Annotated in this window: 15 protein-coding genes and 2 tRNA genes; 12 read left to right on the plus strand and 5 right to left on the minus strand. The window is 36.1% G+C overall.

The features are described 5' to 3' along the window. A tRNA-Glu gene (locus tag HT722_RS09340) sits at nucleotides 1-72 on the plus strand. Between the two features lie 5 nt (nucleotides 73-77). Next, nucleotides 78-151 (plus strand) — tRNA-Asn (locus tag HT722_RS09345). A 40-nt stretch (nucleotides 152-191) separates the two neighbouring features. Here HT722_RS09345 and HT722_RS09350 read toward each other — a convergent pair. Continuing rightward, nucleotides 192-734: a TetR-like C-terminal domain-containing protein gene (locus HT722_RS09350; protein ID WP_023940611.1), complete on the minus strand. Its 543-nt coding sequence runs from the start codon at nucleotides 732-734 to the stop codon at nucleotides 192-194. A gap of 127 nt (nucleotides 735-861) precedes the next feature. On the opposite strand from HT722_RS09350, the gene HT722_RS09355 reads away from it, so the two are divergent. Next, nucleotides 862-3,504, plus strand: a complete 2,643-nt coding sequence (locus HT722_RS09355) for a YhgE/Pip domain-containing protein (RefSeq protein WP_173278759.1) — start codon at nucleotides 862-864, stop codon at nucleotides 3,502-3,504. Between the two features lie 25 nt (nucleotides 3,505-3,529). Here the strand turns inward: HT722_RS09355 and HT722_RS09360 are convergent, their stop codons facing one another. Beyond that, nucleotides 3,530-6,073: a YfhO family protein gene (locus HT722_RS09360; protein ID WP_173278760.1), complete on the minus strand. Its 2,544-nt coding sequence runs from the start codon at nucleotides 6,071-6,073 to the stop codon at nucleotides 3,530-3,532. Nucleotides 6,074-6,134: 61 nt separating this feature from the next. Next, on the minus strand, nucleotides 6,135-7,757 hold the full coding sequence (locus HT722_RS09365; protein WP_173278761.1) for an ATP-binding cassette domain-containing protein: 1,623 nt from the start codon (nucleotides 7,755-7,757) through the stop codon (nucleotides 6,135-6,137). A gap of 205 nt (nucleotides 7,758-7,962) precedes the next feature. Between HT722_RS09365 and trpS the strand changes: the two genes are divergently transcribed. Beyond that, nucleotides 7,963-8,988 carry a tryptophan--tRNA ligase gene (gene trpS / locus HT722_RS09370; protein WP_060627327.1) on the plus strand — a complete coding sequence of 342 codons (1,026 nt, stop codon included), beginning with the start codon at nucleotides 7,963-7,965 and terminating at the stop codon, nucleotides 8,986-8,988. Nucleotides 8,989-9,139: 151 nt separating this feature from the next. Next, the gene (gene guaB / locus HT722_RS09375) at nucleotides 9,140-10,618 is read left to right on the plus strand and encodes an IMP dehydrogenase (protein ID WP_173278762.1); all 1,479 of its coding nucleotides are present in this window, start codon (nucleotides 9,140-9,142) and stop codon (nucleotides 10,616-10,618) included. Nucleotides 10,619-10,670: 52 nt separating this feature from the next. Here the strand turns inward: guaB and recF are convergent, their stop codons facing one another. Further along, complete coding sequence (gene recF, locus HT722_RS09380) at nucleotides 10,671-11,768, minus strand: DNA replication/repair protein RecF (protein ID WP_173278763.1); 1,098 nt, start codon at nucleotides 11,766-11,768, stop codon at nucleotides 10,671-10,673. Nucleotides 11,769-11,770: 2 nt separating this feature from the next. Continuing rightward, complete coding sequence (gene yaaA, locus HT722_RS09385) at nucleotides 11,771-12,139, minus strand: S4 domain-containing protein YaaA (RefSeq protein WP_173278764.1); 369 nt, start codon at nucleotides 12,137-12,139, stop codon at nucleotides 11,771-11,773. Between the two features lie 158 nt (nucleotides 12,140-12,297). Here yaaA and HT722_RS09390 point away from each other — a divergent pair, with 158 nt between their 5' ends. The 7 genes from HT722_RS09390 to HT722_RS09420 are packed head-to-tail and all read left to right on the plus strand — an operon-like array spanning nucleotide 12,298 to nucleotide 18,703. Beyond that, complete coding sequence (locus HT722_RS09390) at nucleotides 12,298-13,548, plus strand: pitrilysin family protein (protein WP_173278765.1); 1,251 nt, start codon at nucleotides 12,298-12,300, stop codon at nucleotides 13,546-13,548. After that, on the plus strand, nucleotides 13,545-14,828 hold the full coding sequence (locus HT722_RS09395; RefSeq protein ID WP_173278766.1) for a pitrilysin family protein: 1,284 nt from the start codon (nucleotides 13,545-13,547) through the stop codon (nucleotides 14,826-14,828). The genes HT722_RS09390 and HT722_RS09395 overlap by 4 nt, the downstream gene beginning before the upstream one ends. Nucleotides 14,829-14,869: 41 nt before the next feature. Next, complete coding sequence (rodZ, locus tag HT722_RS09400; RefSeq protein ID WP_173278767.1) at nucleotides 14,870-15,712, plus strand: cytoskeleton protein RodZ; 843 nt, start codon at nucleotides 14,870-14,872, stop codon at nucleotides 15,710-15,712. 10 nt (nucleotides 15,713-15,722) lie between these two features. Continuing rightward, nucleotides 15,723-16,268, plus strand: coding sequence for a CDP-diacylglycerol--glycerol-3-phosphate 3-phosphatidyltransferase (pgsA, locus tag HT722_RS09405; RefSeq protein WP_173278768.1), 546 nt, complete (start codon nucleotides 15,723-15,725; stop codon nucleotides 16,266-16,268). Continuing rightward, nucleotides 16,265-17,092, plus strand: a complete 828-nt coding sequence (locus HT722_RS09410; protein WP_173278769.1) for an energy-coupling factor ABC transporter ATP-binding protein — start codon at nucleotides 16,265-16,267, stop codon at nucleotides 17,090-17,092. The genes pgsA and HT722_RS09410 overlap by 4 nt, the downstream gene beginning before the upstream one ends. After that, a complete protein-coding gene (locus HT722_RS09415; RefSeq protein ID WP_173278770.1) occupies nucleotides 17,077-17,916 on the plus strand; it encodes an energy-coupling factor transporter ATPase in 840 nt (279 codons plus the stop codon). Before HT722_RS09410 ends, HT722_RS09415 begins: the two co-directional genes overlap by 16 nt. Then, a complete protein-coding gene (locus tag HT722_RS09420; RefSeq protein ID WP_112445439.1) occupies nucleotides 17,909-18,703 on the plus strand; it encodes an energy-coupling factor transporter transmembrane protein EcfT in 795 nt (264 codons plus the stop codon). Before HT722_RS09415 ends, HT722_RS09420 begins: the two co-directional genes overlap by 8 nt. The last annotated feature ends 6 nt before the right edge of the window (nucleotides 18,704-18,709 follow it).

Consider the following 18,709-nt stretch of genomic DNA (forward strand, 5'->3'; position numbering starts at 1 on the left):
GGTCCGTTGGTCAAGGGGTTAAGACACCGCCTTTTCACGGCGGTAACACGGGTTCGAATCCCGTACGGACTATTTTATCCGCCATAGCTCAGTTGGTAGTAGCGCATGACTGTTAATCATGATGTCGTAGGTTCGAGTCCTACTGGCGGAGTATAGATAAAAGGGAACACAACTGTGTTCCTCTTTTTGTATCAATTTGTATCACCAAGCATCTTCATAAGGAAGTCTGTTATTTCTTGAGGACTTTCTTTTTTTCCGTGTGCAATCCAAGTTTGGCAGACACCAAAAAGTGCATGAGTTAGATAGATGCTACTATATTCTAATTCAGTGGTATTAAGATTCAGTTGCATAAATCGCTTTTGTAAATCTGTACTGAGCATGATATGAAGTTTATTTCGTAAGAAATTTTGGATTTCTTTAGTCCCGTTTTCAGAAAGAAGGACAGCCAGAAGCGGTTCTGACTCTAGATATTCAAATACTTCTAAAATAGCGTCTCTTTTGTGATGAGCATGTTTTTGAAAAATATATTCAAATGTATGAAATAGCTTGCTTTGATAGTGCTCAATCATATCATATTTATCCTTATAGTGAGTATAGAAGCTGGAACGACTAATTCCGGCTTTTTCTGCTAACTTGACAGTAGAAATTTGATCAAATGGTTGTTCCATCAGTAATTGTACCATAGCATTTTCAATAGTTCGCTTTGTTTTTAAGCGTTTGTTACTTTCTTGCATATTTCCTCCTTGTAAACAAATTAGACTATATGTCTAAAAATGGATTTTTTATCTTGTAATTTAGATTTTTTAATGTATAATCTATTATATCAAAATTTTAGACAATATGTTTAAAAAAGGAGAAGATATGTTTAAAGAATGGAAAGCAATTTTTAAAAAACCAACCTTTATTATTGTCATGATCGGGATTTCTTTTATTCCAGCTCTGTACAATATCATATTTTTGTCATCAATGTGGGATCCATATGGTCAATTGTCTGACTTACCTGTGGCAGTTGTCAATAATGATAAAGAGGCTTCCTATAATGGTAATACTATGGCAATAGGAAAAGACATTGTGTCCAATTTAAAAGAAAATAAAACCTTGGATTTTCATTTTGTAGATGAAGAAGAAGGTAAGAAGGGTTTAGAAAATGGCGATTACTATATGGTAGTAACTTTACCAAGTGATTTATCTGAAAAAGCAGCTTCTATTTTAACGGACCATCCAGAGCAAATGCAAATCGATTATCAGACTTCAAGTGGTCATAGTTTTATTGCTAGCAAGATGAGCGATTCTGCTATGATACAATTAAAGCAGAATGTTTCTACCAATGTAACTGAGACCTATACCAAAGCCTTATTTAACAAAATGGTCGATTTAAAGGATGGTATGAGTCAAGTAGCGTCTGGTAGTGAAAAATTAACTGATGGAGCGAATCAGTTAGTGGCAGGAAGTCAAACATTAACTACTAACCTACACTCTTTAGCAGATTCAAGTTTAACATTTTCAAATGGAACGGAGCAGTTTACTAAAGGATTATCCTCTTATGTTTCTGGTGTCGAACAACTTCATCTTGGATTAGGAAATTTTAATAGTGGTTTAGTTACATATACTGGTGCAGTGAGTCAATTAGATAGCGGATTAGGTCAATTATCTTCTAAAAGTCCTGAATTAGTAAGAGGAATCAATCAGTTATATACTAGTGTAGAATCCTATACTGGCGGTGTTTCTCAGCTTAATGCTGGTCTTAATCAATTTTTATATGGTGTTAGTGCCTACACCAATGGAGTGGGAAGTCTTGCAACAGGTGCTAATCAGTTATCTAGTCAATCAGCTACACTTCGAATGTGGCTGGAGCAATTAAGTGAAGGAATTCAACAACTTTCTAGCAAGTTAGATGCTTCGTCTGAGCAAAAAGATCAAATTGTTCAATTATCTTCTGGTTTGAATCAGTTAAATCAAGCCATTCAAAATATTGATGTTGGAGATACAAAAGAATTAGATTCTGTTTTATCAAGTATAGTATCTCTTTCTAATCAAATGTTAGCAAGTGCTCAGTCTGATAAAGCGACTATATTAGCTAATATTCAATCGACAGCAGCTTATCAATCATTGACAAGTGAGCAACAAGCTGAGATAAGTGCCTCTGTATCTCAAAATTCGACTGATAGTATTCAATCGGCTCAGTCAATTATAGCTTTAGTACAAGGTTTACAGGGAAGTTTAGAAAACTTACAAAATCAATCTTCAAATCTTTCGACTTTAAAAAATCAAGCTAATCAAGTATTACCGCTTGCCTCTACTTCTTTGACAGGATTGTCAAGTGGATTAACAGAGATACAGGGAGCAGTGACGAGTAAATTAGTTCCTGCCAGTCAGTCGATTGCATCAGGTGTAAATGCATATACTACAGGTGTTGATAAAGTTTCTCAGGGCGCAAGTCAACTAAGTGAAAAAAATGCCACCTTGACAGGTAGTTTGGATCAACTAGTTTCAGGATCAAACACCTTGACACAAAAATCTTCTAGTTTGACAGCAGGAGTTGGTCAATTAGTTGAAAAAACTCCAGAATTAGTGTCTGGTATTGAAAAATTATCAACTGGCTCCAACCAATTGAATCAAAAGAGTCAAGAATTGATAGCAGGAGTTGATAAATTGCAGTCAGGATCGAGCCAATTAGCTGACAAATCTAGTCAGTTAATTTCAGGTGCTTCTCAATTAGAAAGTGGAGCTAATAAATTGGCAGCTGGAGCTGGGAAACTAGCAGAAGGTGGAACAAAGTTAACTTCTGGATTGGAAGGTTTACAGACAGGAGTTGCTTCTTTGGGACAAGGATTAGGTAATGCTAGTGATCAACTCAAGTCAGCATCAACAGAATCTAAAAATGCAGAGATTTTGTCAAATCCTCTCAGTCTCTCCAAAGCTGACAATGACCAAGTTCCTGTAAATGGAATTGCAATGGCTCCTTATATGATATCAGTTGCTCTCTTTGTTGCAGCAATATCAACGAATATGATCTTTGCGAAGTTGCCTTCAGGACGTCATCCAGAGAGTCGTTGGGCTTGGTTGAAATCTCGAGCAGAAATAAATGGTATTATAGCTGTTTTGGCAGGAATTTTGGTATATGGAGGAGTTCATCTTATTGGTCTAACGGCTAATCATGAGATGAGAACATTTATTCTCATTATCCTAACAAGTTTAGTATTCATGTCCATGGTGACCGCTTTAACAACATGGAATAGCCGTATAGGAGCTTTCTTTTCTCTTATTTTGCTTTTATTACAGTTAGCATCAAGTGCAGGTACTTATCCACTTGCCTTGACAAATGATTTCTTTAGAGCCATTAATCCTTGGTTACCAATGAGTTATTCAGTTTCGGGATTACGACAAACAATTTCTATGACAGGAAATATTCATCATCAAGTCATTTTCCTTGTTGTGATATTAGCCCTATTTACTGGTTTAGGTATGCTAGCCTATCAACCTAAGAAAATGGAGGAAGATTAAAAAATCGACCAACTGGTCGATTTTTTTATGCCTTAGATAACTTTCGTTTGTGATTATAGATTCCAAATAGTAAGAGAGAAGTAAAGGAACAGATTGCTCCAGTAATAAAACCATTGGGAATAAAGGAAAGTGTAATAGTTCCTTTTCCTTTAGGAATATCAACTTTCATAAAACCAGTTTGAGCTTGTTTAATTTCTATTTTCTTACCATCTTGGTAGGCAGACCAACCTTTGTCATAAGGAATGGTGAAGAAAATAGATGTATCTTGTTGGACATCATATCTAGCAAAGACCTTGTTTTTAGAAGTTGATACTGTGACAGGTTGTTCTTTGATTTTTTGAATTGCCTCAGTTAAAGTTTGGGTATCTAAACGGTAGAAGGTAGGAGATTCAAATGATACTTGTGAATTTCCAGGGAAACTAACATGAATATTGAAAGTCTTTTTCTCTTTTGTATAGCCTAGATTAAAGAAGGAGAAGACATTATCAGTTGTCAAAGTTTTCTTTTTCCCATTGACAAGGATGTCAACCTTTTTTTGTTTGTCATTAGAAAAGTGAAGGTTTGTGAAAGAAAGATAAACTTGGCTGTTTTCTGGCACTTCAATTTGATACTGGATTGCTGCATCCTCATTTGAAGAACTTGTAACACTAATCAAATCATCAGTATTCTCTGTTTTTTCATAGGGTATTGGAGAAAAATAATCAAAATTGACGTCAGCAAGTTGATTTAAAAACGAGGCCTGATTATCCAAGGTATGTTCATTGAACTTGACATCATTGTAAACAGATTGACTAGCAAAGGCAATTGGAAGAGAGAACTGATTTTCATATAGAGTAAGATTATCTTTTTGATATACATCTTGGAAACCATACTTATCAATAGGACTGTCTGAGATATTGTACTGGATACCAAATAAACTATCAGCCAAAATACTATTATTGGCATAACGGAGATTGAGATTGGTCCCAGAGGATTTAAACCCCAGTTTATCCAAAGTAGAGCTTGCTGAACGATTTCGAACAGATGAAAATTGAGAGATTCCATTGTAGTTGAATTTCATACTGTCATTTCCTGTCTGAGTTTGTAGTTTTTCGGTACGAGTAAATTGATTTTCAATATATGTTGAGAAAGATTCCATAGATGGAATATCTCGATTATATGCACTTCGAGAAGCAAATCCCCATTCTTTAGCAATTCCGTCCATTTGAGATGAAGCATTTAAACTCATTTCAACCATTATAAATAAAGAGATTAGAATGGCAAATAGATTTACAGAGATAAACTTTTTGATAACTGCAAGGAGTAAAAGCGAATAGACAACCAAAAATTCAAGAGTCAGTAGGATATTCAAATCTGTTAAAAAAGAATAATGCGATTTTAGATAGATGGTAGCTAAAAATCCTGTTACTATAAGAAAAAGCGAAACTAAAAAATTCCAGATTTTAATTTCTTTCAGACGATTTAAGATTTCTGCTGCTGTGTAAATTAACAAGGTAGAGAAAATCCAAGCATAGCGATGTAAAAACATGTTTGGAGTATGCATGCCTTGCCAAAATAAATCAAGAGCTTCAATATAAAAGCTGGCAATTAGAAATGCAAAGAAGATTGCATAGATAAGTTTCACGTGAAACTTAATAGATTTCAGCGTAAAAAATAAAATGGTCAAAATAAAGGGAAGTAGTCCAACAAAAATCATTGGGATGGCCCCATACTTGGTTGTATCAAAGGAACCAATGAATTGCTTAGCAAAAAGATCAAGATACCAGCTACTTTCAGTTTGAAACTTTGTAACTTCAGTCAATTTTTCCCCATGTGTCTGTAAATCAAATAGAGTAGGAAGAGTCAGAATCAAACTAGCGATACCAGCTAAAAAGGAGGTCACAACAAAATCAAGAACAGATGATTTTCGGGTTTTAAAGTTCCACGAAATTTGACAGAGATACCAGAAAATAAGAAATAATGCTGTCATATATCCAAAATAATAGTTTTGGATAAATAAGATTGACAGACTTGTAAAGTACAATATGAATTTCTTTTCAGTGATAAGTAGATGTAAACCAGTTATAATTAAAGGAATCAAGATAAAAACATCTAGCCAGGTTTTTATCTCTAATTGACTGACAGTGAAACTCATCAGAGCATAGGAAGTAGATAAAGCTAGTTTTAAAGGCTTAGGAATCGATTGAAATAATTTATTTAAACTAAAGAAGGTTGACAGACCAATCAATCCAAATTTTAAGAGAGTTGTCAGATAAACAGCATCTGGCATATTCGTTAGATCAAAAAAGTAAACTAGAGGTGAAAGGAAACTACCCAAGTAATAACTAGATAGGGCATAGAAATTCAATCCGAGGCCACTTGTAAAGGTGTAAAACAAACTACCATTTCCATGTAAGATATTTCTTAGAGCTATATCAAAAATAACGTATTGATGGAAGCCATCTCCTAATAGAGGAGAGATGTCACTATTCCAGTAGATACCTTGAGATAGATATACTCCTGTCATAATGACTACAGGAATGATGAAAGAAATAAAATAGGTCCAATATGTTTTAAAAAATAATTTCATGTTACCTCATAAAATGTTAGAAAACCCAGCTGGTTAACCCAACTGAGTTTTGAAGTTTTATTTAGTCTTTCCAAAGTTCTTTAACTTTTGCTTGTACTTCTGCATTTTCTAGGAATTCATCATAGGTTTCATCGATACGATCGATGACGCCATTTTTAGATAAGACAATGATATGGTTAGCCAAAGTTTGAATAAACTCGTGGTCATGACTGGCAAAGATGATTGATTCTTTAAAGTTTTTCAATCCATCGTTCAAGCTTGAGATAGATTCCAAGTCCAAGTGATTGGTTGGATCATCAAGTACAAGGACATTTGATTTCAAGAGCATGAGTTTTGAAAGCATGACACGCACTTTTTCTCCCCCTGACAAGACATTTACAGGTTTGTTAACTTCATCTCCAGAGAAGAGCATACGGCCGAGGAAGCCACGTAGGAAAGTATTGTCATCTTCTTCTTTACTTGCGAATTGACGCAACCAGTCAAGGATTGACTCTCCTCCTGCAAAATCTGCCGAGTTATCTTTTGGCAAGTAAGAACGGCTAGTAGTAACTCCCCACTTGACAGTTCCTTCATAGTCAATGTCTCCCATGATTGCACGAATCAATGCAGTCGTTTGGATATCATTTTGTCCAATAAGCGCTGTCTTATCACCTGGACGCAAGATAAAGCTGATATTATCTAAAATAGTCTCACCGTCAATCTTTACAGTTAGATTTTCTACTGTCAAGAGATCATTACCAATCTCACGTTCTGCTTTAAAATTGATAAATGGATATTTACGACTAGATGGCACAATCTCTTCTAGCTCAATCTTATCAAGCATTTTCTTACGTGAGGTTGCTTGTCTTGATTTAGAAGCATTAGCAGAGAAACGAGCTACGAATTCTTGCAATTGCTTAATTTTTTCCTCTGCTTTTGCATTACGGTCTGCTAGCAATTTAGCAGCGAGTTCAGAAGATTCCTTCCAGAAGTCATAGTTTCCGACATATAGTTTGATTTTTCCAAAGTCAAGGTCGGCCATGTGGGTACATACTTTGTTTAAGAAGTGACGGTCGTGGGATACTACGATAACTGTGTTATCAAAGTCAATCAAGAAGTCTTCTAACCAAGTAATCGATTGGATATCCAAACCGTTGGTAGGCTCGTCCAAGAGAAGAACATCTGGTTTACCAAAAAGTGCTTTGGCTAGGAGAACCTTTACTTTTTCACCGTTGGCCAATTCGCTCATATTTTGATAGTGCAAATCTTCTGGGATATTTAGGTTTTGAAGGAGTTGAGAGGCTTCACTTTCTGCTTCCCAGCCTCCAAGCTCGGCAAACTCCCCTTCGAGTTCGGCAGCACGCACTCCATCCTCATCTGAGAAATCTTCCTTCATGTAGATAGCATCTTTTTCCTTCATGATACTATAAAGTTTTTCATTTCCCATGATAACAACATCAATGGCACGTTCATCTTCATAGTCAAAGTGATTTTGACGAAGAACAGAGAGACGTTCATCTGGACCAAGAGAGATGTGACCAGTAGTAGGTTCGATATCTCCGGCTAAAATTTTTAAAAAGGTAGATTTTCCGGCACCATTAGCACCAATTAATCCGTAAGTATTTCCTTCTGTAAATTTGATATTGACATCATCAAAAAGTTTGCGATCACTAAAACGTAGTGAAACATCAGATACTGTAAGCAATGTTTTTCTCCTATATGTGTAATATATTTATTCTACTAGAAAATACGGAAATATTCAAATTTTTATCTGTCAATTTTGTGTAAATTATATTTACATTATACTTTACACAAATCCGTGAATAGTAAGGTTGATTTATTTTGATAAATTGCGGTTATTTCATTAAAAAAATGCTATAATTGAAGGGACTATATCGAAGGAGAACAAAATGATTAAACCCATTATTTTAACAGGAGACCGTCCAACAGGAAAATTGCATATTGGACATTATGTTGGAAGTCTCAAAAATCGAGTATTATTACAGGAAGAGGATAAGTATGATATGTTTGTGTTCTTGGCTGACCAACAAGCCTTGACAGATCATGCCAAAGATCCTCAAACCATTGTAGAGTCTATCGGAAATGTGGCTTTGGATTATCTTGCAGTTGGATTGGATCCAAGTAAGTCAACTATCTTTATTCAAAGCCAAATTCCAGAATTAGCTGAGTTGTCTATGTATTATATGAATTTGGTGTCATTAGCACGTTTGGAGCGTAATCCAACTGTCAAGACAGAAATTGCTCAGAAAGGATTTGGAGAAAGCATTCCGACAGGATTCTTGGTCTATCCAATAGCTCAAGCAGCTGACATCACAGCCTTTAAGGCCAATTATGTTCCTGTTGGGACAGATCAGAAACCAATGATTGAGCAAACTCGCGAGATTGTTCGTTCTTTTAACAATGCATATAATTGTGATGTCTTGGTGGAACCGGAAGGTATTTATCCAGAAAATGAGAGAGCAGGGCGTTTGCCTGGTTTAGATGGAAATGCTAAAATGTCTAAATCACTCAATAATGGTATTTATTTAGCTGATGATGCGGATACTTTGCGTAAAAAAGTAATGAGTATGTATACAGATCCAGATCATATCCGCGTTGAGGATCCAGGTAAAATTGAAGGAAATATGGTTTTCCATTATCTAGATGTTTTTGGTCGTCCAGAAGATGCTCAAGAAATTGCTGACATGAAAGAACATTATCAACGAGGTGGTCTTGGTGATGTGAAGACCAAGCGTTATCTACTTGAAATATTAGAACGTGAACTGGGTCCTATTCGTGAGCGCCGTATTGAATTTGCTAAGGATATGGGAGAAGTTTATAATATGCTTCAAAAAGGTAGTGAAAGAGCACGTGAAGTTGCAGGTCAGACCTTATCTGAGGTTAAAGGAGCAATGGGACTTCATTACTTTAACTAGGTTTATTTTACAAGAAACTATCATTTCTATCTCAAAGAAAAGATAGTTTTTTATTTGCCCCTGTAACATTTGACAAATTTTTATAGAATGGTATGATAGATACAATATAAAAAGAGTCAAGCTCAAAAAGAAAGAAAAGAGGAAACTTCGAATGTCTAATTGGGACACTAAATTTTTGAAAAAAGGTTTTACCTTTGATGATGTATTGCTTATTCCAGCTGAAAGTCATGTGTTGCCTAACGATGCAGATTTAACAACTAAATTGGCAGATAATTTGACTTTAAATATCCCAATTATTACCGCTGCCATGGACACAGTTACAGAGAGTCACATGGCCATTGCTATTGCTCGTGCAGGCGGTCTCGGAGTTATCCATAAAAACATGTCAATTGCTCAACAAGCAGACGAGGTTCGCAAGGTAAAACGTTCTGAAAATGGAGTTATTATTGATCCGTTCTTCTTGACGCCTGAACATACAATTGCTGAAGCAGATGAGCTTATGGGTCGTTACCGCATCAGTGGTGTTCCAGTTGTTGAAACACTTGAAAATCGTAAATTGGTTGGTATTTTGACAAACCGAGATCTTCGTTTTATTTCAGACTATAACCAACCAATCTCAAATCATATGACCAGTGAAAATCTTATTACTGCTCCTGTGGGTACAGATCTTGCAACAGCTGAGAGCATTCTTCAAGAACACCGTATTGAAAAGCTTCCTTTGGTAGATGAAGAAGGTCGTCTTTCTGGTTTGATTACTATCAAAGATATTGAAAAAGTTATTGAGTTTCCAAATGCCGCTAAAGATGAGTTTGGTCGTCTACTAGTTGCAGGTGCAGTAGGTGTTACTTCAGATACATTTGAACGTGCAGAGGCTCTTTTTGAAGCAGGAGCAGATGCGATTGTTATTGATACTGCACATGGTCATTCTGCAGGTGTCTTGCGTAAAATTGCTGAGATTCGTGCTCACTTCCCAGATCGTACTTTGATTGCTGGAAATATTGCAACAGCTGAGGGTGCACGTGCCCTTTATGAAGCGGGTGTAGATGTTGTCAAGGTTGGTATTGGCCCAGGTTCTATCTGTACTACTCGTGTGATTGCTGGTGTTGGTGTTCCACAAGTAACAGCTATCTATGATGCTGCAGCTGTTGCGCGTGAATATGGTAAAACGATCATTGCTGACGGTGGAATCAAGTATTCTGGAGATATTGTAAAAGCACTTGCGGCTGGTGGAAATGCTGTTATGCTTGGATCAATGTTTGCTGGAACTGATGAAGCTCCAGGTGAAACTGAAATCTTCCAAGGACGTAAATTCAAGACTTACCGTGGTATGGGATCAATCGCTGCTATGAAGAAAGGTTCAAGCGATCGTTACTTCCAAGGCTCTGTCAATGAAGCAAACAAACTTGTTCCAGAAGGAATTGAAGGTCGTGTTGCTTATAAAGGAGCTGCAGCTGACATTGTCTTCCAAATGATTGGTGGTATTCGCTCTGGTATGGGTTATTGTGGTGCAGCTAACCTTAAAGAACTACACGATAATGCTCAATTTATTGAAATGTCTGGTGCTGGTTTGAAAGAGAGCCATCCTCATGATGTACAAATTACTAATGAGGCACCAAATTATTCTATGTAAAAAAAACAATGAAAAGAACTCCAGTAAAAACAGGAGTTCTTTTACAATGTTGTCAATTTTCATTTACAGTAACTTTACCATCCTGAATAGTGAAGATACTTAGATTTTCTGGCAGATTTTGAAGATGATCTAAGCTGGTTGTTGTGATAAAGGTTTGGATTGAATGAGAAATTGTTTCTAATAATTTTAGTTGTCGAGTGTTGTCAAGTTCGCTCATAACATCGTCAAGCAATAATATCGGAGATTCTGTAGTAATACTTTCCATTAACTCGATTTCTGCTAATTTTATAGAGAGGACGAGACTACGATGTTGACCTTGACTTCCAAAACTAGCATCCATCCCATTTATATAAAAAGAAATGTCATCTCGATGAGGACCGACACCAGTATTCTTTTTAAATAAATCTCTGGATCTACTTTTTTCTAAAGCAATTTTGAAAGATTCGGATAAGCCTTCTTTGTCAGTTAGCTTGACAGAAGATTGATAGGATATTGACAACTCTTCAATCTGATTAGAGAGTTCAAAATGTTTCTTACGGCCAAAATATTCTAGTTTTTTTATGAAATCTAAGCGGTGATTCATTACACGACATCCATAATCGATTAGCTGATCATCTAAGACTGAAAGGAAGGTTTCATCTATTTTCTGAGCTGATTTTAGATAAGTGTTTCTTTGTTTTAGGATGTGGTTATAATTGGTTAAGTCTGATAGATAGATGGGCTTAATTTGTCCAAGTTCCATATCAATGAATTTTCGTCGAACTGAAGGTGCTCCTTTAATTAGTTGTAAATCTTCAGGAGCAAATAAGACAACATTCATGTGTCCTACATAATCTGAAAGTCGTGCCTGTTTTAAATGATTAACTTTTGTCACACGTCCTTTTTGTGTGAGTTCGATTTCGAGAGGAATGGATCCAGTTTTTTTCTGAACGAGACCTGAAAGATGAAGTTGTTCCTCATCAAAATGAATGAGATTTTTATCTGTTCGAGTTCGATGACTACGCGTTAAGGCTAAAAAATAGATAGCCTCTAACATATTTGTTTTTCCTTGTGCATTGCGTCCTAAAAAGACATTTAATTTAGGATTAAAGTCTATTTTCGTCTCTTTATAATTACGAAAAGTTTTGAGAGATAGGTGTTGTAGCCACATGATTATCTACCAGGGAATCGCGGAGCTTGTTTGCTTTTTGGTGATGAAGTAGGTTTAGAGTTGTCTTTTTTTACTCCCTTATTCATCTCTTTGACGAGTTTAGCGATTCGTTCTTTTTCAACTTTATCAGCTTGGTATTCATCTTGTTCTTCAAAAGTAGGTTGTGTCAACAAGATGTCAATATTTATGTCAGGGATGTCAACTTTATCACCAATACGAAGTTTTTTACCACGACGACTCTCTAATTCCCCATTAAAGTAAACAGAATGTTCAGAGAGAAAGGATTTGATAGCTCCTCCGCTATGTGTAATTCCAAGTTCTTTGAGTAGTGCTTGGAGGGTAATAAATTCTTCAAATAATTTGTATTCCATAATTCACCTCAATCTTTGGTATTATACCATATTTTCCTAAAAATAGTGAGAGAAATAGGGAGAAATGTAAGCGATTTTTATTTCAAAAGTGTTACAGAGAACAAGAAAATTTCAGGTTTTCGTGATATAATAGAAGTCTGTATATAAGGAGGTAAATCATGGAGTTAGTGCATGGAATTTCAACATATTTTATCCAATCAAAAAAGTTTAAAACGAACAAAATTACCGTGCGTTTTACAGCTCCATTATCTCTTGATACGATTGCAGGTCGCATGTTGAGTGCGAGTATGCTAGAAACTGCCAACCAGATGTACCCCACTTCTCAAGCTTTGAGAAGACACTTGGCCAGTCTATATGGTACAGATATGTCAACCAATTGTTTTAGAAGAGGGCAAAGTCATGTTGTAGAATTGACATTTAATTATGTTCGTGATGAGTTTTTAAGTAAGAAAAATGTGCTAACTTCTCAGGTTTTGGAACTAGTAAAAGAAACTCTTTTCTCACCTGTAGTAGTTGATAATGGGTTTGATCCGGCCTTATTTGAAATTGAGAAAAAACAATTGCTAGCAAGTTTAGCAGCTGATATGGATGATTCTTTTTATTTCTCACACAAAGAATTAGATAAATTATTTTTTTATGATGAACGTCTCAAATTGGAATACAGTGATTTACGAAATCGTATTTTAGCTGAAACTCCACAAAGTTCTTATTCTTGTTTTCAAGAATTTTTGGCCAATGATCGAATCGATTTCTTTTTCTTAGGTGTTTTTAATGAGGTCGAAATTCAAAATGTATTAGAATCATTTGGCTTTAAAGGAAGAAAAGGAGATGTGAAGGTTCAGTATTGTCAACCTTATTCCAATATTCTTCAGGAAGGCATGGTTCGGAAAAATGTGGGGCAATCCATTTTGGAATTGGGTTATCATTGTCCTTCTGAATATGGTGATGAGCAACATTTACCCATGATTGTAATGAATGGTTTACTTGGTGGATTTGCTCACTCTAAACTATTTACAAATGTCCGTGAAAATGCTGGATTAGCTTATACCATTTCAAGTCAGCTCGATTTATTTAGTGGGTTCTTGAGGATGTATGCTGGTATCGATCGAGAAAATCGGAACCAGGCTCGTAAAATGATGAATAATCAACTGCTTGATTTAAAAAAAGGATATTTTACAGAGCTTGAGTTAGAGCAGACCAAGGAAATGATTCGTCGGTCTTTGTTACTTTCTCAAGATAATCAAAGTTCATTGATTGAACGTACTTATCAAAATGCCTTACTTAGAAAATCTTCAGCAGACTTTAAAGGTTGGATTGCAAAACTCGAGCAAGTTGACAAAGATGCTATTTGTAGAGCAGCTAATAATGTGAAACTACAAGCGATTTACTTTATGGAAGGAATAGAATGACAAAGGTTGTTTTTGAAGAAAAATACTATCCAGCTGTAAAAGAAATGGTTTATCGAACTCGTTTGTCGAATGGATTGACAGTTGCTCTTTTGCCTAAAAAGGAATTTAAAGAGGTTTACGGGAGTGTAACTGTCCAGTTTGGTTCGGTAGATACGCTTGTCACAGAAGTTGACAGAGATGTAAAACAATATCCTGCAGGAATTGCTCATTTTCTTGAACATAAATTATTTGAAAGAGAAGATGCTAGCGATTTGATGTCTGCTTTTACGAGTCTAGGTGCAGATAGTAATGCCTTTACAAGCTTTACAAAAACAAACTATCTTTTTTCAGCAACGGATCATTTTTTAGAAAATTTAGACTTACTTGATGAATTGGTAACATCAGCACACTTTACTGAAGATTCCATTTTGAGAGAGCAGGATATTATCCAGCAAGAACGAGAAATGTATCAAGATGATCCAGATTCGTGTTTATTCTTTTCAACTCTAGCGAATTTGTATCCTGGTACACCTTTAGCAACGGATATAGTTGGAAGCGAGGAGTCCATTTCCCAAATCAATCTAACTAATTTGCAAGAAAATTTTACAAAATTTTACAAACCTGTAAACATGTATCTGTTTTTAGTTGGTAATTTTGATGTGGAAAGAGTACAGGACTATTTTGAAAGCAAAGAACTGAAAGATTTAGATGTTCAGGAAATAGTAAGGGAAAAATTTGTTTTACAGGCTGTAAAGCAAACAGACAGTATGAGAATGGAAGTATCTTCTCCCAAACTAGCGATTGGGATTAGAGGTAAGCGAAAAGTTGCTGAAGCGGATTGCTATCGACATCATATTTTATTAAAATTATTGTTTGCAATGATGTTTGGTTGGACTTCGGATCGTTTTCAAAAGTTATATGAATCAGGTAAAATTGATGCATCCTTATCTCTGGAAGTTGAAGTAACAAGTCGCTTTCATTTTGTTATGTTGACAATGGATACAAAAGAGCCAGTTGCTTTATCCCATCAGTTTAAAAAGGCTATTCGTAATTTTACAAAGGATTTAGATATTACAGAGGATCATTTAGATATTATAAAAAGAGAGATGTTTGGAGAATTTTTCAGTAGCATGAACTCTCTTGAATTTATTGCAACGCAATATGATGCTTTTGAACATGGTGAGACAATTTTTGATTTACCAAAGATTTTACAGGAAATTACTTTAGAGGATGTCCTTGAAGCTGGACATCACTTAATAGATGAAGGGGATATAGTTGATTTTACAATATTCCCATCGTAGTAACCTATTATAATAGACACTAGAAAGAAGGGATGACAAGTATGAGGAAAAAAACAATTGGTGAGGTTTTACGATTAGCTAGAATCAATCAGGGATTGAGTTTAGATGAATTGCAGAAAAAGACAGAAATCCAGTTAGATATGTTGGAAGCAATGGAAGCAGACGATTTCGATCAACTTCCAAGTCCTTTTTACACGCGTTCTTTCTTGAGAAAATATGCATGGGCTGTTGAGTTAGATGACCAAATTGTCTTGGATGCTTATGATTCTGGGAGTATGATTACTTATGAGGAAGTAGATGTTGATGAAGATGAGTTGACAGGTCGTAGACGTTCAAGTAAGAAAAAGAAGAAAAAAACATCCTTTTTACCTTTATTTTATTTTATCCTTTTTGCTTTATCGATTTTAATTTTTGTGACCTATTATGTTTGGAACTATATTCAAACTCAACCAGAGGGGGCTTCTCTTTCTAATTACAGTGTGGTTCAATCAACAAGTTCAATAAGTTCAACTAGCTCTGTTACCCACTCCTCAAGTAGTAGTTCATCTAGCAGTTCTTCTAGTATAGAATCAGCTATAAGTTTATCAGGCGAAGGAAATCATGTAGAAATCGCTTATAAGACAAGTAAGGAAACAGTTAAATTGCAATTGGCAGTTTCAGATGTTACAAGTTGGGTCAGCGTTTCAGAAAGCGAACTTGAGGGCGGTGTAACCTTATCACCGGATAATAAAAGTGCAGAAGCAACAGTTGCAACTAAAAGTCCTGTAACCATTACGTTAGGTGTTGTAAAAGGTGTTACTTTGACAGTAGATAATCAGACTGTTGATTTATCGAAGTTAACAGCTCAAACTGGACAAATCACTGTAACCTTTACTAAAAATTAAGGAAAAACGAATGAAAAAAGAACAAATTCCCAATCTCTTAACAATAGGTCGAATTCTCTTTATACCTATTTTTATCTTTATTTTAACGATAGGAAATTCGATAGAGAGTCATATAGTGGCAGCTATTATCTTTGCTATTGCCAGTATTACAGATTATTTAGACGGATATTTAGCTCGTAAATGGAATGTGGTCAGTAATTTTGGTAAATTTGCAGATCCTATGGCGGATAAGCTATTAGTTATGTCGGCTTTTATTATGCTGATTGAGTTAGGTATGGCTCCTGCTTGGATTGTTGCAGTGATCATCTGTCGTGAGTTGTCTGTGACAGGTTTAAGGCTTTTATTGGTTGAAACTGGTGGAACAGTTTTAGCAGCAGCAATGCCTGGAAAAATTAAAACTTTTAGTCAGATGTTTGCGATTATTTTCTTGCTATTACATTGGACTTTGCTTGGTCAAGTTCTACTTTATGTAGCCTTGTTTTTCACTATCTACTCTGGCTATGATTACTTCAAGGGTAGTGCCTATGTATTTAAAGGGACATTTGGTTCGAAATGAAATCAATAATTGATGTAAAAAATCTTTCTTTTCGCTATAAGGAAAGTCAGGAATATTATGATGTGAAGGGTATTACGTTTCACGTGAAACGTGGAGAATGGCTTTCGATTGTAGGGCATAATGGTAGTGGTAAATCAACGACGGTTCGATTGATTGATGGCTTACTGGAAGCAGAATCTGGCGAGATTGTAATTGATGGTCAAAGGCTGACTGAGGAAAATGTTTGGAATATACGTCGTCAAATCGGTATGGTTTTTCAAAATCCAGACAATCAATTTGTTGGAGCGACTGTTGAGGATGATGTTGCCTTTGGTTTGGAAAATCAGGGACTTTCTCGTCAAGAAATGAAAAAGAGAGTGGAAGAAGCTCTGGCTTTAGTTGGCATGTTGGACTTTAAAAAGAGAGAGCCGGCGCGTCTATCAGGTGGCCAAAAACAACGTGTGGCCATTGCAGGTGTTGTAGCCCTAAGACCAGCTATTTTAATCTTAGATGAAGCAACGAGTATGTTGGACCCTGAGGGGCGTAGAGAACTGATTGAGACAGTACAGGGAATTCGGAAAGACTATGATATGACGGTCATTTCTATTACCCATGATTTGGAAGAAGTTGCCATGAGTGACCGCGTATTGGTCATGAAAAAAGGGGAAATTGAATCAACTAGTAGCCCAAGAGAACTTTTCTCTCGAAATGATTTAGATCAAATTGGATTAGACGATCCTTTTGCCAATCAAGTAAAATATTCTTTGAGCCAGAATGGCTATGATTTACCTGAAAATTATTTGACAGAAAGTGAGCTAGAGGATAAATTATGGGAATTGCTCTAGAAAATGTGAGTTTTACATATCAAGAAGGGACTCCCTTAGCTTCAACAGCTTTGTCGGATGTTTCTTTGACGATTGAAGATGGTTCTTATACGGCTTTAATTGGGCACACAGGTAGTGGTAAATCAACTATTTTACAACTCTTAAATGGTTTATTGGTGCCAAGTCAAGGGAGTGTGAGGGTTTTTGATACCTTAATCACCTCGACTTCTAAAAATAAAGATATTCGTCAAATTAGAAAACAAGTTGGCTTGGTATTTCAGTTTGCTGAAAATCAGATTTTTGAAGAAACGGTTTTGAAGGACGTTGCTTTTGGACCGCAAAATTTTGGAGTTTCTGAAGAAGATGCGGAGAAGATTGCGCGTGAGAAACTGGCTCTGGTTGGAATTGATGAATCACTTTTAAATCGCAGTCCGTTTGAGTTGTCAGGGGGACAAATGAGACGTGTGGCCATTGCAGGCATACTTGCCATGGAGCCAGCTGTATTAGTCTTAGATGAACCCACAGCAGGCCTGGATCCTCTGGGTAGAAAAGAGTTGATGAATTTGTTCAAAAAACTCCACCAGTCAGGGATGACCATTGTCTTGGTAACGCATTTGATGGATGATGTTGCTGAATATGCGAATCAAGTCTATGTGATGGAAAAGGGACGTCTAGTTAAGGGTGGTAAGCCAAGTGATGTCTTTCAAGATGTTGTCTTTATGGAAGAAGTGCAGTTGGGAGTACCTAAAATTACGGCCTTTTGTAAACGATTGGCTGATAGAGGTGTGTCATTTAAACGATTACCGATTAAGATAGAGGAGTTCAAGGAGTCGCTAAATGGATAGTATGATTTTGGGGCGTTATATCCCAGGGGATTCGATTGTTCACCGATTGGATCCACGTAGCAAATTGCTGGCTATGATGCTACTAATTTTGATCGTTTTTTGGGCTAATAATCCCATGACAAATTTAATTCTTTTTATAGCGACAGGGATATTTATTGCCTTGTCAGGAGTATCTCTTTCATTTTTTATTCAGGGCTTGAAGTCTATGTTTTTCTTGATTGCCTTCACAACTATTTTTCAACTGTTTTTCATTTCTAATGGGAATGTTTTATTTGAGTTTTCGTTTGTGAGAATCACGGATTATGCTTTGCAACAAGCTGGAATTATTTTTTGTCGCTTTGTATTGATTATTTTCTTTTCAACTTTGTTAACCTTAACAACCATGCCCTTAAGTTTGGCATCAGCTGTCGAAGCTTTGTTAGCGCCTTTAAAGCGTGTGAAAGTTCCAGTTCATGAAATTGGATTGATGCTGTCCATGAGTCTACGTTTTGTTCCAACATTGATGGATGATACGACGCGGATTATGAATGCGCAGAAAGCACGTGGAGTGGATTTTGGTGAAGGAAGCATCGTTCAAAAAGTAAAGGCGATGATTCCCATTTTGATTCCTCTTTTTGCGACAAGTTTAAAACGTGCAGATTCCTTGGCTATCGCCATGGAAGCGCGTGGTTATCAGGGTGGAAAAGGTAGAAGTCAATACCGACAATTGAAATGGACTCGAAAGGATACGCTGACCATTCTTGTTATTCTCGTACTTGGTTGTTGCTTATTTTTCTTAAAATCTTAGTAGCAT

Origin of the sequence: Streptococcus sp. 53 (genome assembly GCF_013276565.1) — a bacterium.
Classification (GTDB): Bacteria; Bacillota; Bacilli; order Lactobacillales; family Streptococcaceae; genus Streptococcus.

Excerpts from the sequence above, each read along its gene's own strand:
- pgsA (WP_173278768.1), top strand. The coding sequence starts at position 15,723 with ATGAAAAAAGAACAAATTCCCAATCTCTTAACAATAGGTCGAATTCTC.
- yaaA (WP_173278764.1), bottom strand. The coding sequence starts at position 12,139 with ATGGAATACAAATTATTTGAAGAATTTATTACCCTCCAAGCACTACTC.
- recF (WP_173278763.1), bottom strand. The coding sequence starts at position 11,768 with ATGTGGCTACAACACCTATCTCTCAAAACTTTTCGTAATTATAAAGAG.
- guaB (WP_173278762.1), top strand. The coding sequence starts at position 9,140 with ATGTCTAATTGGGACACTAAATTTTTGAAAAAAGGTTTTACCTTTGAT.
- HT722_RS09360 (WP_173278760.1), bottom strand. The coding sequence starts at position 6,073 with ATGAAATTATTTTTTAAAACATATTGGACCTATTTTATTTCTTTCATC.
- rodZ (WP_173278767.1), top strand. The coding sequence starts at position 14,870 with ATGAGGAAAAAAACAATTGGTGAGGTTTTACGATTAGCTAGAATCAAT.
- HT722_RS09390 (WP_173278765.1), top strand. The coding sequence starts at position 12,298 with ATGGAGTTAGTGCATGGAATTTCAACATATTTTATCCAATCAAAAAAG.
- HT722_RS09410 (WP_173278769.1), top strand. The coding sequence starts at position 16,265 with ATGAAATCAATAATTGATGTAAAAAATCTTTCTTTTCGCTATAAGGAA.
- HT722_RS09355 (WP_173278759.1), top strand. The coding sequence starts at position 862 with ATGTTTAAAGAATGGAAAGCAATTTTTAAAAAACCAACCTTTATTATT.
- HT722_RS09350 (WP_023940611.1), bottom strand. The coding sequence starts at position 734 with ATGCAAGAAAGTAACAAACGCTTAAAAACAAAGCGAACTATTGAAAAT.
- HT722_RS09420 (WP_112445439.1), top strand. The coding sequence starts at position 17,909 with ATGGATAGTATGATTTTGGGGCGTTATATCCCAGGGGATTCGATTGTT.
- trpS (WP_060627327.1), top strand. The coding sequence starts at position 7,963 with ATGATTAAACCCATTATTTTAACAGGAGACCGTCCAACAGGAAAATTG.
- HT722_RS09395 (WP_173278766.1), top strand. The coding sequence starts at position 13,545 with ATGACAAAGGTTGTTTTTGAAGAAAAATACTATCCAGCTGTAAAAGAA.
- HT722_RS09415 (WP_173278770.1), top strand. The coding sequence starts at position 17,077 with ATGGGAATTGCTCTAGAAAATGTGAGTTTTACATATCAAGAAGGGACT.